This window comes from Saccharothrix longispora, assembly GCF_031455225.1.
Classification (GTDB): Bacteria; Actinomycetota; Actinomycetes; order Mycobacteriales; family Pseudonocardiaceae; genus Actinosynnema; species Actinosynnema longispora.
In genome coordinates this window covers 254,490-269,745 of the sequence record NZ_JAVDSG010000001.1, presented here as the reverse complement: position 1 = coordinate 269,745, position 15,256 = coordinate 254,490, and the positions used below count along the sequence as shown (strand labels likewise).

The 15,256-nt window shown below is 75.1% G+C and carries 16 protein-coding genes; 7 read left to right on the top strand and 9 right to left on the bottom strand.

The annotated features are described in order from the left end of the window. Positions 1 to 117: 117 nt before the first annotated feature. The 3 genes from J2S66_RS01090 to J2S66_RS01080 all read left to right on the top strand — a co-directional run bounded on the left by J2S66_RS01090 (position 118) and on the right by J2S66_RS01080 (position 2,164). The gene (locus J2S66_RS01090) at positions 118 to 1,113 is read left to right on the top strand and encodes an Acg family FMN-binding oxidoreductase (protein WP_310302560.1); all 996 of its coding nucleotides are present in this window, start codon (positions 118 to 120) and stop codon (positions 1,111 to 1,113) included. A gap of 145 nt (positions 1,114 to 1,258) precedes the next feature. Then, the gene (locus J2S66_RS01085) at positions 1,259 to 1,777 is read left to right on the top strand and encodes a DUF6069 family protein (protein ID WP_310302558.1); all 519 of its coding nucleotides are present in this window, start codon (positions 1,259 to 1,261) and stop codon (positions 1,775 to 1,777) included. 90 nt (positions 1,778 to 1,867) lie between these two features. Continuing rightward, a complete protein-coding gene (locus tag J2S66_RS01080) occupies positions 1,868 to 2,164 on the top strand; it encodes an HPF/RaiA family ribosome-associated protein (protein WP_310302555.1) in 297 nt (98 codons plus the stop codon). Positions 2,165 to 2,435: 271 nt separating this feature from the next. On the opposite strand, the gene J2S66_RS01075 is transcribed toward J2S66_RS01080, so the two are convergent. The 5 genes from J2S66_RS01075 to J2S66_RS01055 all read right to left on the bottom strand — a co-directional run bounded on the left by J2S66_RS01075 (position 2,436) and on the right by J2S66_RS01055 (position 6,751). Further along, positions 2,436 to 2,699, bottom strand: a complete 264-nt coding sequence (locus J2S66_RS01075) for a metal-sensitive transcriptional regulator (RefSeq protein WP_310302552.1) — start codon at positions 2,697 to 2,699, stop codon at positions 2,436 to 2,438. A 119-nt stretch (positions 2,700 to 2,818) separates the two neighbouring features. After that, positions 2,819 to 3,754, bottom strand: a complete 936-nt coding sequence (locus tag J2S66_RS01070) for a sulfite exporter TauE/SafE family protein (protein ID WP_310302549.1) — start codon at positions 3,752 to 3,754, stop codon at positions 2,819 to 2,821. 5 nt (positions 3,755 to 3,759) lie between these two features. After that, complete coding sequence (locus J2S66_RS01065) at positions 3,760 to 4,335, bottom strand: rhodanese-like domain-containing protein (protein ID WP_310302546.1); 576 nt, start codon at positions 4,333 to 4,335, stop codon at positions 3,760 to 3,762. Next, positions 4,332 to 5,723, bottom strand: a complete 1,392-nt coding sequence (locus tag J2S66_RS01060; protein ID WP_310302543.1) for an MBL fold metallo-hydrolase — start codon at positions 5,721 to 5,723, stop codon at positions 4,332 to 4,334. Before J2S66_RS01060 ends, J2S66_RS01065 begins: the two co-directional genes overlap by 4 nt. 110 nt (positions 5,724 to 5,833) lie before the next feature. Further along, a complete protein-coding gene (locus J2S66_RS01055; RefSeq protein WP_310314594.1) occupies positions 5,834 to 6,751 on the bottom strand; it encodes a TerC family protein in 918 nt (305 codons plus the stop codon). 191 nt (positions 6,752 to 6,942) lie between these two features. Here J2S66_RS01055 and J2S66_RS01050 point away from each other — a divergent pair, with 191 nt between their 5' ends. Beyond that, positions 6,943 to 7,242, top strand: coding sequence for a helix-turn-helix transcriptional regulator (locus J2S66_RS01050; RefSeq protein ID WP_310302540.1), 300 nt, complete (start codon positions 6,943 to 6,945; stop codon positions 7,240 to 7,242). Positions 7,243 to 7,281: 39 nt separating this feature from the next. On the opposite strand, the gene J2S66_RS01045 is transcribed toward J2S66_RS01050, so the two are convergent. The 3 genes from J2S66_RS01045 to J2S66_RS01035 form a co-directional block, all read right to left on the bottom strand. After that, a complete protein-coding gene (locus tag J2S66_RS01045; protein WP_310302537.1) occupies positions 7,282 to 7,635 on the bottom strand; it encodes an Hsp20/alpha crystallin family protein in 354 nt (117 codons plus the stop codon). Positions 7,636 to 7,700: 65 nt separating this feature from the next. Further along, positions 7,701 to 8,507 (bottom strand): universal stress protein, encoded by an 807-nt coding sequence (locus J2S66_RS01040; RefSeq protein WP_310302534.1) that lies wholly within the window; start codon positions 8,505 to 8,507, stop codon positions 7,701 to 7,703. A 64-nt stretch (positions 8,508 to 8,571) separates the two neighbouring features. Further along, the gene (locus J2S66_RS01035) at positions 8,572 to 9,447 is read right to left on the bottom strand and encodes a universal stress protein (RefSeq protein ID WP_310302531.1); all 876 of its coding nucleotides are present in this window, start codon (positions 9,445 to 9,447) and stop codon (positions 8,572 to 8,574) included. Positions 9,448 to 9,839: 392 nt separating this feature from the next. Between J2S66_RS01035 and J2S66_RS01030 the strand changes: the two genes are divergently transcribed. The 3 genes from J2S66_RS01030 to ppdK all read left to right on the top strand — a co-directional run bounded on the left by J2S66_RS01030 (position 9,840) and on the right by ppdK (position 14,322). Continuing rightward, positions 9,840 to 10,583, top strand: coding sequence for a universal stress protein (locus tag J2S66_RS01030; RefSeq protein ID WP_310302529.1), 744 nt, complete (start codon positions 9,840 to 9,842; stop codon positions 10,581 to 10,583). A 51-nt stretch (positions 10,584 to 10,634) separates the two neighbouring features. Next, positions 10,635 to 11,366: a DUF6544 family protein gene (locus J2S66_RS01025; protein WP_310302525.1), complete on the top strand. Its 732-nt coding sequence runs from the start codon at positions 10,635 to 10,637 to the stop codon at positions 11,364 to 11,366. Between the two features lie 268 nt (positions 11,367 to 11,634). After that, a complete protein-coding gene (gene ppdK, locus J2S66_RS01020) occupies positions 11,635 to 14,322 on the top strand; it encodes a pyruvate, phosphate dikinase (protein WP_310302523.1) in 2,688 nt (895 codons plus the stop codon). Between the two features lie 47 nt (positions 14,323 to 14,369). Here the strand turns inward: ppdK and J2S66_RS01015 are convergent, their stop codons facing one another. Next, the gene (locus tag J2S66_RS01015; RefSeq protein ID WP_310302520.1) at positions 14,370 to 15,236 is read right to left on the bottom strand and encodes a universal stress protein; all 867 of its coding nucleotides are present in this window, start codon (positions 15,234 to 15,236) and stop codon (positions 14,370 to 14,372) included. Positions 15,237 to 15,256 lie beyond the last annotated feature (20 nt).

The following is a 15,256-nucleotide window of genomic DNA, read 5'->3' as shown; positions in this document are numbered from 1 at the left end:
TCGCGGTGCCCGCCCACAGAGTCGGCCGATCCCTGGCGGGTCGGGACCTCCGACCCTGCGATCGGGCCCACCACCGGTGCACCGTCGGAGGTGCACACGAACGCGGAGGTGAGGCGGGTGGAGCGCAAGCAGCCCGACCAGGACACGATCCGAGCGGCGGTGGCACTGGCGTGCCGCGCGCCCTCGGTGCACAACACGCAACCGTGGCGGTGGCGCGTCGGCGACCGCACCGTCCACCTGTACGCGGACCGGACCCGCACGGTGCCCGCGACCGACCCGACCGGTGCGGACCTGCTGCTCGGCTGCGGCGCGGCGCTGCACCACCTGCGCATCGCCCTGGCCGGCCTGGGCTGGCGGGCGATCGTGCACCGGTTGCCCAACCCCGCCGAGCCGGACCACCTGGCCGCCGTGGAATTCGCCCGGCACGTGCCCACCGAGGCCGAGGTGGCGATGGCGGCCGCGATCCCGCGCCGCCGCACCGACCGGCGGCACTACTCGTCGTGGGACGTGCCGCGCGCGGTGTCGTACCTGCTGGAGGAGCGGGCGGCCGAGGAGGGCGTCGTCCTGCGGGAGGTCACCGGTTCCCGCGACCGCTTCGAACTGGCCACCGTCATCGGGCAGGCCGCCGCGTGGCAGGACGCGAACCCCGCCTACCGGTGGGAGCTGCGGCGGTGGAGCGGCGGGCACGCGGGCTCCGACGGCGTGCCCGCCGCCAACGCGCCGGGGGGTGCCCCGCAGCACGGGGACCTGAGGCTGCGGGAGTTCCCCGGCGGCGAGCTGGTCGACCTGCTCCCGGAGGAGGGCGAGGAGGACGGCGCGGCGCTGCTGGTGCTGGGCACCTCGTCGGACGACCGGCTCTCGGTGCTGCGCGCCGGCGAGGCGCTGAGCGCCGTGCTGCTGGAGGCCACGGGCGCGGGTCTGGCGTCGTGCCCGCTGAGCCAGCCGTTCGAGGTGGTGACCACCCGCGACCGGTTCCGCGACGAGGTGCTCGACGGGGCGCTGTGGCCGCAGATCCTGGTGCGCGTGGGCTGGGCGGCGTTCGGCGCCGACCCGCTGCCGCCCACGCCCCGCCGTGCGGTCCACGAGGTCGTCGAGGAGCTGGAGAAGTCCTGACGCACGCCGGGGACTTCCGCCGATCCGGCTCACCGGGCGGTCCGGTGGTCCTCCCGAGGGCACCGGACCGCCGCTCGCGAGCCCTGCGTCCGTGCGCCGGTCGCACGGGTCCGCCCTGGGAGTGGTCGAGGAAGGAGAAAGCGCCATGGCCGACCGCGTGGGCGACTCCCGCGCCCGCCACGCCGAAGACCCCGTCGACCGCTCGGGACCGGAGCCTCCGCACGAGCGCGAGCCGGGACCGTTCTCCGTCGCACGCCTGTGGGCGGGCGGGGCCGCGACGGCCCTCGTGGCGGCGCTCGTGTCGCTCACCGGTCTCCTGACCGCCCGCGACCTGTTCGACGCCGTCGTGCTGGCCCCGAAGGGCCCCGACGCCTGGGGGCAGGCCGAGGTGGTCACCCACGCCCTGGTCGCCGCCGCGTGCGCGTTCGCCGCCACCGGCCTGCTGGAGGTGCTGCTCCCGACCACGCCCGACGCGGTCCGCTCCTTCACCTGGATCGCGCTGCTGGTGGCCGGGCTCGCCGCGGTGCTGCCGCTGGAACCGGCGCTGCCCCTCGCCGACCGGGTGGCGACCGCCGTGGTCGACGGCGCGATCGGCGTCGTGATCACCGTCTGCCTGCGCGACGTCGCCCGGCGCTCCCGCGCCGAGTCCCCGAGCCGGCGGTGACACCGGCCCCGGCCCGCCAGGCACGAAGGTCCCGGTGCGCGAGGACCTCGGTCACTGTCCGCGGAGCCCGCCGTCGAGGAGGCTGGAGCCATGAGCCGAGTGCACGAGATCCTCAACATCCAGACCGAACTCGCCACCGGCGTCCCCGCCGACGCCGCCGAGTACGCCCGCGCGAAGGTGGAGGCGGTCGCCAAGTACGCACCCGCCGACGTCCTCTTCGCCCGGGTCCGGTTGACCACGGACGGACCGCGATCGGTCGTCGCGCACGCCTCGCTGGACGTCAACGGCACGCCCGTCAACGCCGAGGCCACCGCGGACACCTACCAGGAGGCGGTGGACCTGCTCCACGACCGCCTCCAGCACCAGCTCGCCGGCAAGGGCCGCTGACGACCGCCCGCCTGCTCGACGGCCCGCACGAGGACCCGTCGAGCAGGTGGGCGGTGGGGGCGGGACCGGCCACCCCGGTCGGCGCCGCTCGACGTGCTGCCACGGGTGGACGGCGCCCTGGTGGTGGACGTGGCGCTGAACCCGCTGCGCCCGGTCCGTCCCGTGCCCGCGTCGACGTCGCCGGTCGTCGAGGCGCACCACGTCCCGACGGTGGACGGCCCTGAACCGGACCGGACCCGATCAGGTCAGGTCAGGTCAGGTCAGGTCAGGCTCAGGTCAGGCTCAGGAACAGCTTCTCCAACTGGGCGCGGTCGACCTCGGACTGCTCCGACCCCTCGGACAGGCACTGCTGCAGACCGCTCATCACGAGCTTCAGCCCGGCGCGGTCCAGCGCCCGGGACACCGCGGCGAGCTGGACGATCACGTCCTTGCAGTCCCGCCCGCCTTCGATCATCTGGATGAGCCCGCCCACCTGCCCCTGCGCACGGCGCAGGCGCTTGAGCACGTCGGTCACCACGTCCTGTTCAAGCTCCAACCCCGACCTCCTTAGATACCCCCAAGGGTATCCCAGGTCCGGGCCGGAGCGCCGGGACCCGGTCGCCGCGCGCGGTGGGACGACCACCGCCGGGTCCGGCCCGGCGGGCGGCGCGGTGTTCACCGCCCGCCTGCCCGATCCGCTTCCCCGACCCGCTCCTCCGGCTCGACCCGCTCTTCCGCCCCGCCCCGCCCCTCCGGCCCGCGCCAGTGCCGCCACACCGCCCAGGTGACGAGCACGGCCGCCACGGCGGCGGCCGCGGTGGTGGAGCAGGCCACCGGGTGGTCGGCGATCGTGCGCCGCACCACCTCGGGGACCTGCCCGGCCAGCACGACCCCGCCCATCACGACGACGAACCAGCCGAACCCCCGGCGCAGGACGTGCTCGGGGACCCGGCCGGCCAGCCGGCTGCCGAGCAGCGCGCCGACGACCGCCGCCGCCGTGACCAGCGCGGTCAGCGACCAGTCGACGTGGACGGTGGCCAGGTAGCCGGCCAGGCCGGCGAAGGACTTCATCGCGATCACGACGAGCGAGGTGCCCACGGCCGCGGCCATGGGAAGGCCGCCGAGCAGCGCCAGCGCGGGCACCACGAGGAACCCGCCGCCCGCGCCGACCAGGCCGGTCACCGCGCCGACGACGACGCCTTCGACGAGCACCCGCCCGACCGGCAGCTCACGGGGCGCGCCCTCGGTGGCGGGGGCGCTCCGACCGCGGATCATCGCGACCGCGGTGGCGACCATCATCACCCCGAAGCCGGCGAGCAGCCAGGCGCCGGGGACGAAGGCGGCCAGCCTGCCGCCCCCGTAGGCGCCCGCCATCCCCGCCGCGCCGAACAGCAACCCGGTGCGCCACCGCACCCGACCCGCCCGCGCGTGGCCGACCGCGCCCACGGCGCTGGTCACCGCGACCACGAACAGGGACATGGCGATCGCCTGCTTGGCGTCCACCCCGGCCAGGTAGACCAGCACGGGCACGGTCAGGATCGACCCGCCGCCGCCGAGCACGCCGAGCGCGAGCCCGACGAACACGGCGGCCACGAGGGTAGGCGCGAGCACGCCGCTCACCCCCGGTCCCGGCCCAGCGCGGCCACGACCGCCTCCACGGTCGTGCGCGGCCCCCGGTTGTGGGGCAGCTTCGCCAGCAGCATCCCCATGGCGCAGGTGCCGGTGAGCCCGGCGAACGCCAACCCCGCGCCGACGAACGCGGCGGCCCACTTCGCGCCGGGAACCACCGTGCTCACCAGGACCGCGGTCAGCACGAGCAGACCGGCCACCAGCCTGACCTGCCGTTCCAGGTCCCAGCGCGGCCGACCGCGGCGCACCGGCGCGCCCTCGGCCAGCCAGGCGCCGATCCCGCCGTCCAGCACCCTGAGGTGGGGCAGCCCGGCGGCGGCGAGCGCCTGCCCGGCCTGCGCGGCGCGCTGCCCCGAGCGGCAGATCAGCACGACCTCCTCGTCCAGGTGGCGGCGCAGTTCCCCGCGGTGCTCGCGCAGCAGGTCCAGCGGCACGTTGTACGAGCCGGGGATGTGCGCGCCGTCGAACTCGCCCGGCGTGCGCACGTCGATCAGGCGTGGCGCGGCGTCGGACTCCAGCAACCGCCGCAGCCCCGTCACGTCCACCGTCGCGGAGGTGGTCATGCCCGCGCCCCCTTCCCGGCCGCGAAGCCCTCCGCGTTGGCGTAGTCGTCGTCCACGTGGACCACGCGGCGCCCGGCCCGCGCCAGCAGGCTCGCCGCCACCGCCGCCCGGTACCCGGACTGGCAGTGCACCCAGACCACGCCGTCGGGCACCTCGTCGAGACGGGCGGTCAGCTCGGGGAGCGGGACGTGCACGGCGCCGTCGAGGTGCCCGCCGCCCCACTCGCCCGCCAGCCGGACGTCGAGCACGACCTCGGGCTCGGGGAGGCCGTGCGGCCGGCGGCCGTCCCGGGCGGCGGCGAGGTCGGCGAACGTCGCCACCGGCAGCTCCGCCAGCCGCGAGTCGTCCCCGCCCGCCCACTGCTCCGGGCCCCCGGTCGCCGCCGCCGCCGGGCGGTCGACGCCGATGCGCGCCAGCTCGCGCTGCGCTTCGGCGACCTGGTCGGGCGACTCGCCCAGCAGGGTGATCGGAGCACCCCACGGGGCCAGCCAGCCCAGCCACGTCGACATCGGCCCGTCCAGGCCGAAGCTGAGCGTCCCGGCCAGGTGCCGGTTGGCGAACGCCTTGCGCGAACGCAGGTCCACCACCCACTCCCCCGCGTCCAGGCGGGTGCGCAGCTCGTCGGCGTCCGCGCGGCCGACGGCCGTGAGGTCGACCTGCTCCGCGCCCTCGGCGTTGCGCGCCCCCATGTGGGCGTAGTAGGCGGGGTAGGCGTCCAGCGCGGCGAGCGTCCCGGCGACGAAGTCGTCCGCTTCGAGGCGCAGGGCCGGGTTCGCCGTCCTCTCCCGACCGAACGTGGACGACGGCGCGTCGGCCTGGGTGGCCGAGCAGAAGCTGCCGAAGCCGTGCGTGGGCCACACCTGCGCCCCGTCCGGCATGAGGTCGGCCAGCCGCCGCGCGGAGGCGTGCTGGTGGTGCGCCAGGGCGTGCGCGTGCTCGCGGCCGAGCAGGTCCGGGCGGCCGGTGGTGCCGAACAGCAACGAGCCGCCGGTGAACACGCCGACCGGGCCGTCGGGGCCGTGCAGCGCGTAGGAGACGTGGTGGAAGGTGTGGCCGGGAGTGGCGAGCACCACCAGCCGCAGCCCGTCCGACACGACCACCTCGTCGCCGTCCGCCACGGGGACGCGGTCGAACGCCACGTCCTCGGCGGCGGCGACGAGGTAGTCCGCGCCGGTGACCCTCGCCAGCGCCAGGCCACCGGACACGTAGTCGTTGTGCAGGTGGGTCTCCACGACGTGGGTGATCCGCACCCCCGCCCGGCCCGCGGCGAGCAGGAACCTGTCGATGTCCCGCTGCGGGTCGACCACCACCGCTACCCGCCCGTCGTGAGCCAGGTAGCTCCGATCTCCCAGAGAGGACGTGTGCACGACCTCGACCTGAACCGACATGGCCGAATCCTTTCTCCCGCATACCCCAGGGGGTATCTATGGCCTCTACGGTAGCGCACTGCCAACCGAAGCGGCCACTACCCCCCGGGGTATGCGTCACAGCACCGGGGTCACCCGGTGGTGGCGCGCGTGCTCCGCAGGCTGGTGACCACGGCGACGGTCAGGATGGTGGCGACGACCCCCAGCGAGAACCAGGTGGGGATCTTGTAGAGGTCGAGCAGCAGCATCTTCACGCCGACCCACACCAGCACCAGCGCCAAGCCCAGCTTCAGGTGCACGAAGCGGTGCATCAGGTCCGCCAGCAGGAAGTACATCGCGCGCAGGCCCAGGACGGCGAAGGCGTTGGAGGTGAACACCAGGAACGGCTCCCGGGTGACCGCGAAGATCGCGGGGATGCTGTCGACGGCGAACACCACGTCGGTGACCTCGACCAGCACCAGCACGGCCAGCAGCGGGGTGGCCACCCACCGGCCGCCCTCCCGGACCAGGAACCGCCCGCCGCGGTAGGTGTCGGTGACCGGGACGAACCGGCGGAACAGCCGCAGCACCGCGCTGCGCTCCGGGTCGACGGTCTCGTCGCGGTGCCGCGCCATCCGGATGCCCGTGATGACCAGGAACGCGCCGAAGACGTAGAGGACCCAGGCGAACGACGCGATCAGCACCGAACCGGCGGCGATGAACACCGCCCGGAACAGCAGCGCGCCCAGCACGCCGTAGAACAGCACGCGGTGCTGGTGCTCGCGGGGCACGGCGAAGTAGCCGAAGATGATCGCGAACACGAACACGTTGTCCACGGCCAGGGACTTCTCGATCACGTAACCGGCGAAGTACTGCGCGGCGTGCTCGCCACCCCACGCCCACCACACGACCGCGCCGAAGCCCAGGCCGAGCGCCACCCACACGCCCGACCACACTGCGGCCTCGCGCACGCCCACCACGTGCGCGTCGCGGTGCGCGAACAGGTCCACGGCCAGCATCAGCAGGATCACGCCCAGCACGGCGGCCCAGGCCCACAGGGGTACGGACAGCATCGGCGACACCTCCGGTTCGTCTCGGTGAACCGAAGGTCTCCCCACGCCCGGCACGCGGGCGACACCGGACCGGGCGGGCCGCGGAGCCTGCCGTACTGACGATCCCGGTGAGGCGGGTACTCCCCCTCGCGCCACAAGAATGACGAACTGGAGTTCGTCTGTCAACCGGTCCCCTATTGTCCGGTCCCATGACCACCCGCGACCACGGCGCCACCTGGACGTTCCTGAGCAACCACGCCCACGTGCTGCTGTGCCTGGTCGCGGACCCGGACCAGACGCTCCCGGTGATCGCCGACAAGGTGGGCATCACCACCCGGGGGGTGCAGCTCATCCTCATCGACCTCATCGAGGGCGGCTACGTCGAGCGCACCCGGGTCGGCCGCCGCAACCACTACCGGATCAACCCCGACGGGCACCTGCGCCACCCGCTGGAGGCCCACCACCGGGTCGCCGACCTGATCGCCGCCCTCGGCCCCGCCGGGCGCTGACACCGTCCGGCACGCTCGCCCGGGAGAACCGGGGGAGCACTACTCGGGCCGCGCCTGGACCGGAATCCTGCGCTCGCCCGACATCCGGGTGAGCGGGACGCGGACCTCCAGGACGCCGCGCTCGTAGGTCGCGGCGATCTTCCCGATGTCGGCGGCCTTCGGCAGGGCCACCGTGCGGCTGAAGGAGTCGCGGCGGAACTCCGGCCGGTGCTGTTCACGGACCCCCCGCTTCCGCTTGGCGGTGACGGTCAGGCGGTCCCCCGTCGCGTTCACCGCGATGTCCGACTCGGCGTCCAGGCCGGGCAGCTCGGCGCGCAGCACGTAGGCGCCCTCGATCACCCCGAGGAACTCCGGAACCGACCCACCGGCGGAACGCCTCTCGACGGTCGTCATGACCTCTCCTCCCGTTCGGTCTTCCACCTTCAGCCCACCAGTCCGGAACGGCTGCCACCAGAGCCTCACGTGCCTGCCGCGAGGGACTTACGTCCTGCTGTGGTCCTTCGTGGACCGGTGCGGGGAACGACGGCCAGCGGGCACGGCGCGTGCAGCACCAGGCCCTGGCTGGTGGACCCGAGGAGTGCTCCGACGAAGGACGAGTGGTCGCGCGTGCCGACCACGAGCAGCCCCGCGCCGCGGGACGCGCCCACCAGCGCCCAGGCGGGGCCGTCCGGCACGACCACGAGTTCGACGGGCACGTCCGGGTGCCGGTCGTGCTGCGCGGCGAGGTGTTCGACGAGCGCGTCCTCGGCCCCGCGGGCAGAGGTGGCCGCGACAGCGCGCAGCGGCACGCCCCGCGCGGACGCGGCGTCGAAGGCGAACCCGAGCGCGGGCTCGTCGGACGCCGTCACGTCGACGCCGACGACCACGGGTCCGTCGCCGCCGTCGCGCACCACGACGACCGGGCACGCGGCGTGCGCCACCACCGGGACGAGGACCGCTCCGGTGGCCACGCCGTCCGGGCGGGCGCCGAGCACTACGAGCCGCGCGTGGTGGGTGCGGGCGGTGAGCACGGGCGCCGGACGGCCCCTGACCAGCTCGGTGCCGACCTCGACGCCGGGCGGGACCTCACGCGCGGCGCGCTCCAGCCACCGCAGGCCGCGCTCGTCGACCTCGTGGTCCCAGCGGTCGCTGTGCGGCGCGGGACGCGGGCGCACGTGCACCAGCCGCAGGGGCGCGCGCAGCCGCGCCGCCTCACCGGCGGCCCACCGCACCGCACCCAGCGCCTCCTCCGAGCCGTCGATCCCGACCACGACCGGTTCGCCCATCACGCACCTCCCGCCCTGGACCGCAGGCCGGCACGGGGACCCGCCCCGGCCACCGCCCGCGCCCTCACCGCCCGGCCTCGACCGGTCGGACGACGGCCAGCGGGCACGGGGCGTGGTAGACCAGCGCCTGGCTGGTGGAGCCGAGCAGCATCCCGGTGAAGCCACCCAGGCCGTGGCTGCCCACGACCAGCAACCGCGCGTCGGCGGCGGCCTGGAGCAGGGCGCGCACGGGGCGGTCGCGGATGACGACGCGGGTGACCGGCACGTCCGGGTACTTCTCCTGCCAGCCGGCCAGCCGTTCGGCGAGCAGGCGGCGCTCCTCGTCCTCGACCTGTGCCCAGTCGACGGTGAAGCGGGAACCGTGGGCGCCGTCGACGAGGAAGTCGGTCCAGGCCAGCACGGCGGTCAGCGGCGCGCCGTGCACGGACGCCTGTTCGAAGGCGAACGCCACGGCCTGCTCGCTGATCTCGGAACCGTCCACGCCGACGACGACGGCGCCCTCGGTGGGCACCTGCTCCCGGACGACGACCACCGGGCACGCGCCGTGCGCGGAGACCGCCACCGCGACCGATCCGACCAGCAGGCCGGAGAACCCGCCGAGCCCCCGGGAGCCGAGCACCACCAGTCGGGCGCGGCGACTCTCCTCGACCAGCACGGCCGCCGGACCGCCGAGCACGAGGGAGGTCTCGACCTCGACCCCGGGGACGGCCTGCCGGACGACCCCTTCGGCCTCGGCGAGCCGTTCCCGTCCCGTGTCCTCGAACGCCTGCCGCACGTCGTGCCCGGTCAGCACGATCTCGGGATAGCCGCGCACCGGCAGTTGGTAGGCGTGCACCAGCTTGACCGGCACGTGGTGCCGCGCCGCCTCGGTGGCCGCCCACCGCGCGGCGGCCAGTGCCGAGGACGATCCGTCCACGCCGACCACGATCGGTTCGCTCATCGGGATTCCCCTTCCGGTTCCGTTGTCGTCCGCACGTGCACCACGCCCGGCACCGCCACGGCGGAGGGGGCGACGCCGACCGGGCCGGACGTGATGTCGCGAGTGCCCACGGCGTCCCTCCTCCCCCTTCGTCCGACGCTAGCCGGGGGACGACGCCGCGGAACGCGGTCGTTGGTCACCACCGACCCGGGCCCTACGGCCGCGTCGCGGCCCGGCGACGCCCACCGGGCCCACGGCGGGGTGCTCGTGCCCCCGCGCCCCCGGCACCCCGCTCCCCGGCCCCTGCGTCCCGGTCCTCGCGTCCCGGTCCCGGGCGGGCAGGGACCTTGGTCCTGCCCCGGACGGCACCCACGCCCCTGCCCCCCACCGCTCCCGCGGACGACCGTGGAGGCATGGCACTCGACGCGAACACCGCCCCTCCCCCGGTCGTCGTCCTCGACGACGGTTCGCCCCGGTGCGCGGAGGCGGTGCGCTGGGCGACCGCGCACGCCGCCCTGCTGGGCGCACCGCTGGAGAGGCACCGCCCCACCCGCGACGCGGTCCACGACCTGATGCTGGTCAGCACCCGGGCCGAGGTCCTCGTGGTGGGGCACCGCGGCGTCGACGGAACCCCGCTGGGCCTGAACCGCCTGGTCGTCCCGTTGGCCCGGCACGCCGCGTGCGACGTCGTCGTGGTCCGCGGCACGCCCGAGGCGCTCGACGGCCGGCACCACCGCGTCACCGCCCTGGTCACCGGAGGCGCGCTCGACGACCTGACCCTCACCCGCGCCGCCGACCTCGCCGGACGCCGCGGCGCCGACCTGCGCGTGCTGCACGCCGTCCCCCCGCTGGCCGTGCGCGCCGACCGCCCCGACGTGCCCGTGCGCCACGCCGACCGCGTGCTGCGCGGCGTGCGGCACACCTCCGTGCTGGCCCGGATGCACCCGCACGAGGCGGTGACCCGCTACGCCGACACCGACCTGCTCGTGCTGGCCGACCGCGGCCCCACCGCCCGCGCCGCCCTCTACCACGCCCGCTGCCCCGTGCTCGTCGCCCACCGCGTCCCCGCGGAGGCACGGCACACCACCCGCCCCGGGACGGCCGATCCGCAGTCGACTCCCGGTGACCGCAGGGCCGGAAGTCTCGGCGGGCAGTGACACCCCGTCCCCGCCCGCACGACCCGCAGACCGACCAGGAGGTCCCCGACCATGACCCGCACGGCCACCGTCGTCACCGAGCGCGACATCGCCCACCTGCCCGAAGCCGCCCAGCGCTACCTGCGCTTCACCGGCGTCCTCGACCGCCCCCGCGACACCGGGTTCGAACTGCACGCCCACGGCTGGTTCCGCCGCAAGCCCACCGACCACTGGACCGCCTGCCGCGTCCACCAGCACAACACCACCACCCCCCACATCACCCGCGACTACCACCTCCACCTCAACCTCGCCCACGTGCTGCCCGTCCACGCCACCGACACCTACCACCACGGGCACGGCCGCCTGCACGCCACCGCCCTCGGCACCTTCACCCTCGCCCACGCCACCGGCCCCGAGATCGACGCCGCCGAACTGGTCACCCACCTCGCCGAGGCGCTCCTGCTCGCCCCCTCCACCCTGCTCGACCTGCCGGTCACCTGGACCGCCGTCGACGACCGCACCTTCGACACCACCCTCACCGACCGCCACCTGCGCGTCACCGCCCGCACCACCACCGACCACCGCGGCGCACCCCGCCTCGTCACCACCGACGACCGCTGGGCCGACCGTCCCGACGGCCCCACCAGGACCCCCTGGTCCACCACCACCGACGGCTGGGTCCTCGTCGACGACCGCATGCGCCCCCGCCGCGCCCACGCCACCTGGCACCTCCCCGACGGCCCCTTCACCTACGCGCAGCTCGACCTCACCAACGCCGACATCACCCACCACCCCGCCGACTGACCACCGCCGACCCGGCCCGGTCGTCGGCCCGCCCGACGGAGTGCCCACCGGGACTTCCGACCTCCTGTCGGAGGACCGGCGGCACTGGAGCGGCCCGCGCCCCGGGCGCACCGTGGAGGTGTGGGAGCGAGGACCCGATGACCGACCGGACACACCGTCACCGTGCACCCGGACCCGCCGGCGGAGGAGCCGCCCCGGGGACCCGCCGAGCGCACCTCGTCGGTTCCGGCCGTCCTGCCCGACAGGTGTCGAACGAGGAGTGATGACGATGCCGAAGTTCGTGTACGACTTCGCCGAGGGCAACCGTTCCATGGCGGACCTGCTCGGCGGCAAGGGCGCCAACCTCGCCGAGATGACCGTGATGGGGTTGCCCGTGCCGCCCGGGTTCACGATCACCACCGAGGCCTGCCGGGCCTACCTGGCCACGGGGACTGCGCCGGAAGGGCTCGCCGAAGAGGTGGGCGAGCACCTGCACGCGCTGGAGCGGGCGATGGGCCGCAAGCTCGGGCAGGTCGACGAGCCGCTGCTCGTCGCGGTCCGCTCCGGCGCGCGGTTCTCGATGCCCGGCATGATGGACACGGTCCTCGACATCGGGTTGACCGACGACTCGGTGGCCGGACTGGCCGCGTGGTCGGGGGACGAGCGGCTCGCGTGGGACTCCTACCGCCGGTTGGTGCAGATGTTCGGCACGACCGTGCTGGGCGTCGACGCGGAGCACTTCGCGGGTGCGCTGCGGGAGGCCAAGCGGGCCAAGGGCGTCACCGGCGACCTCGACCTCGACGCCGCCGACCTGCGGGAGCTGACCGCGACGTTCAAGGACGTCGTGCGCGGGCACGCCGGTCGCGAGTTCCCGCAGGACCCGCGCGAGCAGCTGGACATGGCGATCGCGTCGGTCTTCGAGTCGTGGCGCACCGAGCGGGCGCGCGTCTACCGGCACGCGGAGCACATCCCGGAGGACCTCGGCACGGCGGTCAACGTGTGCGCGATGGTGTTCGGCAACCTGGGCGACGACTCGGGGACCGGTGTGGCGTTCACGCGCGACCCGGCGACGGGCGCGCCCGGCGTCTACGGCGACTACCTGCCCAACGCCCAGGGCGAGGACGTCGTCGCCGGCATCCGCAACACCCTGCCGCTGCACCGCCTCGCCGACCTGCAACCCCGGGCGCACGAGCAGCTGATGGAGGTCATGGCGACCCTGGAGGGGCACTACCGCGACCTGTGCGACATCGAGTTCACCATCGAGCGCCGCAGGCTGTGGATGCTGCAGACCCGCGTCGGCAAGCGCACCGCGGCCGCCGCGTTCCGCATCGCCGACGCGCTGCGCGAGGAGGGCGTGATCGACGCCGACGAGGCGTTGCGGCGGGTGACCGAAGCGCAGCTGGCCCAGCTGATGTTCCCGCGCTTCGGCGACACCGGGCGGACGCCGCTCGCCACCGGCGTCGCCGCGTCGCCGGGCGCCGCGGTCGGCGAGGCGGTGTTCGACTCCGCGACCGCGGTCCGCCGGGCGGAGGCGGGCGCGGCGGTGGTCCTGGTGCGCCGGGAGACCAACCCCGACGACCTCGACGGGCTGATCCACGCCCGGGGGGTGCTCACCAGCCGCGGCGGCAAGACCTCGCACGCCGCGGTCGTCGCCCGCGGGCTCGGCCGGACCTGCGTGTGCGGTGCGGAGTCGCTGACCATCGACGTCGAGGCGCGCCGCTTCACCACCGCCGACGGCACGGTGGTCTCGGAAGGCGACGTGATCTCGGTCGACGGCACGGCCGGCGCGGTGTACCTCGGCGAACTGCCCGTGGTCCCCTCCCCGGTCGCCGACTACTTCGAGGGCCGCCGCCCCGCCGAGGGCGACGACCTGCTGCGGGCGGTGGACCGGATCATCACCCACGCCGACCGCCGGCACCGGCTGGAGGTGCGGGCCAACGCCGACACCCCCGAGGACGCCGGTCGTGCCCGCGGGCTCGGCGCCACCGGGATCGGGCTGTGCCGCACCGAGCACATGTTCCTCGGCGAACGCCGGGTGCTCGTCGAGCGGCTGGTCCTGGCCTCCGGCGACGCCGCCCGCGCCGAGGCGCTCGCCGCGCTGCTGCCGTTGCAGCGCGCCGACTTCACGCGCATCTTCGAGGAGATGGACGGCCTGCCGGTCACCATCAGGCTGCTCGACCCGCCGCTGCACGAGTTCCTGCCCGACCGCGTCGAGCTCACCGCGCGGGTCGCGGTCGCGAAGGCGCTCGGCGAGACCGGCGCGCCGGAGGACCTGCTGCGCGCGGTCGACCGGCTGCACGAACAGAACCCGATGCTCGGCACGCGCGGCGTGCGGCTCGGGCTGCTCATCCCGGAGCTGTACGACCTCCAGGTCCGCGCGATCGTGGAAGCCGCGGCGGCGCGCGTGCGGGCGGGCGGGACACCGCACGTGGAGATCATGATCCCCCTGGTCGGTGACGCGCGCGAGTTGGAGGTGGTCGCGGCCCGGGCCCGGCGGACGGCCGCCGACGTGGTCCGGGAGTCCGGTGTGGACGTCCCGTACCGGATCGGCACGATGATCGAGCTGCCGCGCGCGGCGGTCACCGCGGGCCGCATCGCCCGGACCGCCGAGTTCTTCTCCTTCGGCACCAACGACCTGACGCAGACGGTGTGGGGCTTCTCCCGCGACGACGTCGAGGGCTCGTTCTTCCCGGTGTACCTGGACGAGGGGGTGTTCGAGGTGTCCCCGTTCGAGACGATCGACCGCGAGGGCGTCGGCCGGCTGATCGGGATCGCGGTGCGGGAGGGCCGCGCCGCCCGCCCGGACCTCGCGCTGGGCGTGTGCGGCGAGCACGGCGGCGACCCGGCGTCGATCCGGTTCTTCCACGAGGTCGGTCTCGACTACGTGTCCTGCTCGCCGTTCCGGGTGCCCGTCGCCCGCCTCGAAGCGGGTCGCGCCGCGGTCGGCGAGGCCGGGGCGGACACCGACAACCGGTGAGGAGGCCCGGAGCGGGGCGGCCGTCGTCCGGCCGCCCCGGCACCGGCTCACCGCTTCGGGCGGACGACGGCCAGGGGGCACGGCGCGTGGTGGATCAGCGCCTGGCTGGTCGAGCCCAGCAGCATGCCGGCGAAGCCGCCCAGGCCGTGGGTGCCGACGACGAGCAGCTGGGCGTCGCGGGCGATGTCGACCAGGGCGCGTGCCGGGCGTTCCCGCACGACGACCCGCTGGACCGCCACGTCGGGGTACTTCTCCTGCCACCCGGCCAGCCGCTCCGCCAGCAGCCGCCGCTGCTCGTCCTCCACATACGCCCAGTCGACGGTGACCCGCGAGCCGTAGACGCTGTCCACCAGGAAGTCCTTCCACGCGATGACCGCCGTCAGCGGCACGCCCCGCGAGGACGCCTCCTCGAACGCGAAGGCCACCGCGCCCTCGCCGACGGGGGACCCGTCCACGCCGACGACCACCGGACCGCTCGTCGGCACCGGACCGCGGATGACGGCCACCGGGCAGCCGGCGTGCGCGGAGACCGCCACCGACACCGAACCGGCGAGCAACCCGGTGAAACCGCCCAGTCCCCTGGAGCCCAGGACCACGAGTCGGGCACCGCGGGACTCGGCGATCAGCGCGGCGGCGGGCCGGTCGATCACGACGGAGGTCTCCACCTCCACGCCGGGCGCGGCGGCACGGGCGGCGGCCGCCGCCTGGTCGAGCCACTGCTGCCCCTGTTCCCGGAGGGCCTGGTGCACCTCGTGGGCGGTCAGCACGATGTCCGGGTAGCCGAGGGTGGGCAGCAGGTAGGCGTGGACGAGCTTGAGCGGCAGGCGGTGGCGGGCGGCTTCCTCGGCGGCCCACCCGGCGGCGGTCACCGCCGACTCCGAGCCGTCCACTCCGACCACGATCGGGGTAGTCATCACAGCGTCCTCTCCGCATC

What these genes read in the sequence shown, in the direction of transcription:
- J2S66_RS01085 (WP_310302558.1), top strand. Translation starts at nt 1,259, where the DNA reads ATGGCCGACCGCGTGGGCGACTCCCGCGCCCGCCACGCCGAAGACCCC.
- J2S66_RS01080 (WP_310302555.1), top strand. Translation starts at nt 1,868, where the DNA reads ATGAGCCGAGTGCACGAGATCCTCAACATCCAGACCGAACTCGCCACC.
- J2S66_RS01065 (WP_310302546.1), bottom strand. Translation starts at nt 4,335, where the DNA reads ATGACCACCTCCGCGACGGTGGACGTGACGGGGCTGCGGCGGTTGCTG.
- J2S66_RS01060 (WP_310302543.1), bottom strand. Translation starts at nt 5,723, where the DNA reads ATGTCGGTTCAGGTCGAGGTCGTGCACACGTCCTCTCTGGGAGATCGG.
- J2S66_RS01050 (WP_310302540.1), top strand. Translation starts at nt 6,943, where the DNA reads ATGACCACCCGCGACCACGGCGCCACCTGGACGTTCCTGAGCAACCAC.
- J2S66_RS01045 (WP_310302537.1), bottom strand. Translation starts at nt 7,635, where the DNA reads ATGACGACCGTCGAGAGGCGTTCCGCCGGTGGGTCGGTTCCGGAGTTC.
- J2S66_RS01040 (WP_310302534.1), bottom strand. Translation starts at nt 8,507, where the DNA reads ATGGGCGAACCGGTCGTGGTCGGGATCGACGGCTCGGAGGAGGCGCTG.
- J2S66_RS01035 (WP_310302531.1), bottom strand. Translation starts at nt 9,447, where the DNA reads ATGAGCGAACCGATCGTGGTCGGCGTGGACGGATCGTCCTCGGCACTG.
- J2S66_RS01030 (WP_310302529.1), top strand. Translation starts at nt 9,840, where the DNA reads ATGGCACTCGACGCGAACACCGCCCCTCCCCCGGTCGTCGTCCTCGAC.
- J2S66_RS01025 (WP_310302525.1), top strand. Translation starts at nt 10,635, where the DNA reads ATGACCCGCACGGCCACCGTCGTCACCGAGCGCGACATCGCCCACCTG.
- ppdK (WP_310302523.1), top strand. Translation starts at nt 11,635, where the DNA reads ATGCCGAAGTTCGTGTACGACTTCGCCGAGGGCAACCGTTCCATGGCG.
- J2S66_RS01015 (WP_310302520.1), bottom strand. Translation starts at nt 15,236, where the DNA reads ATGACTACCCCGATCGTGGTCGGAGTGGACGGCTCGGAGTCGGCGGTG.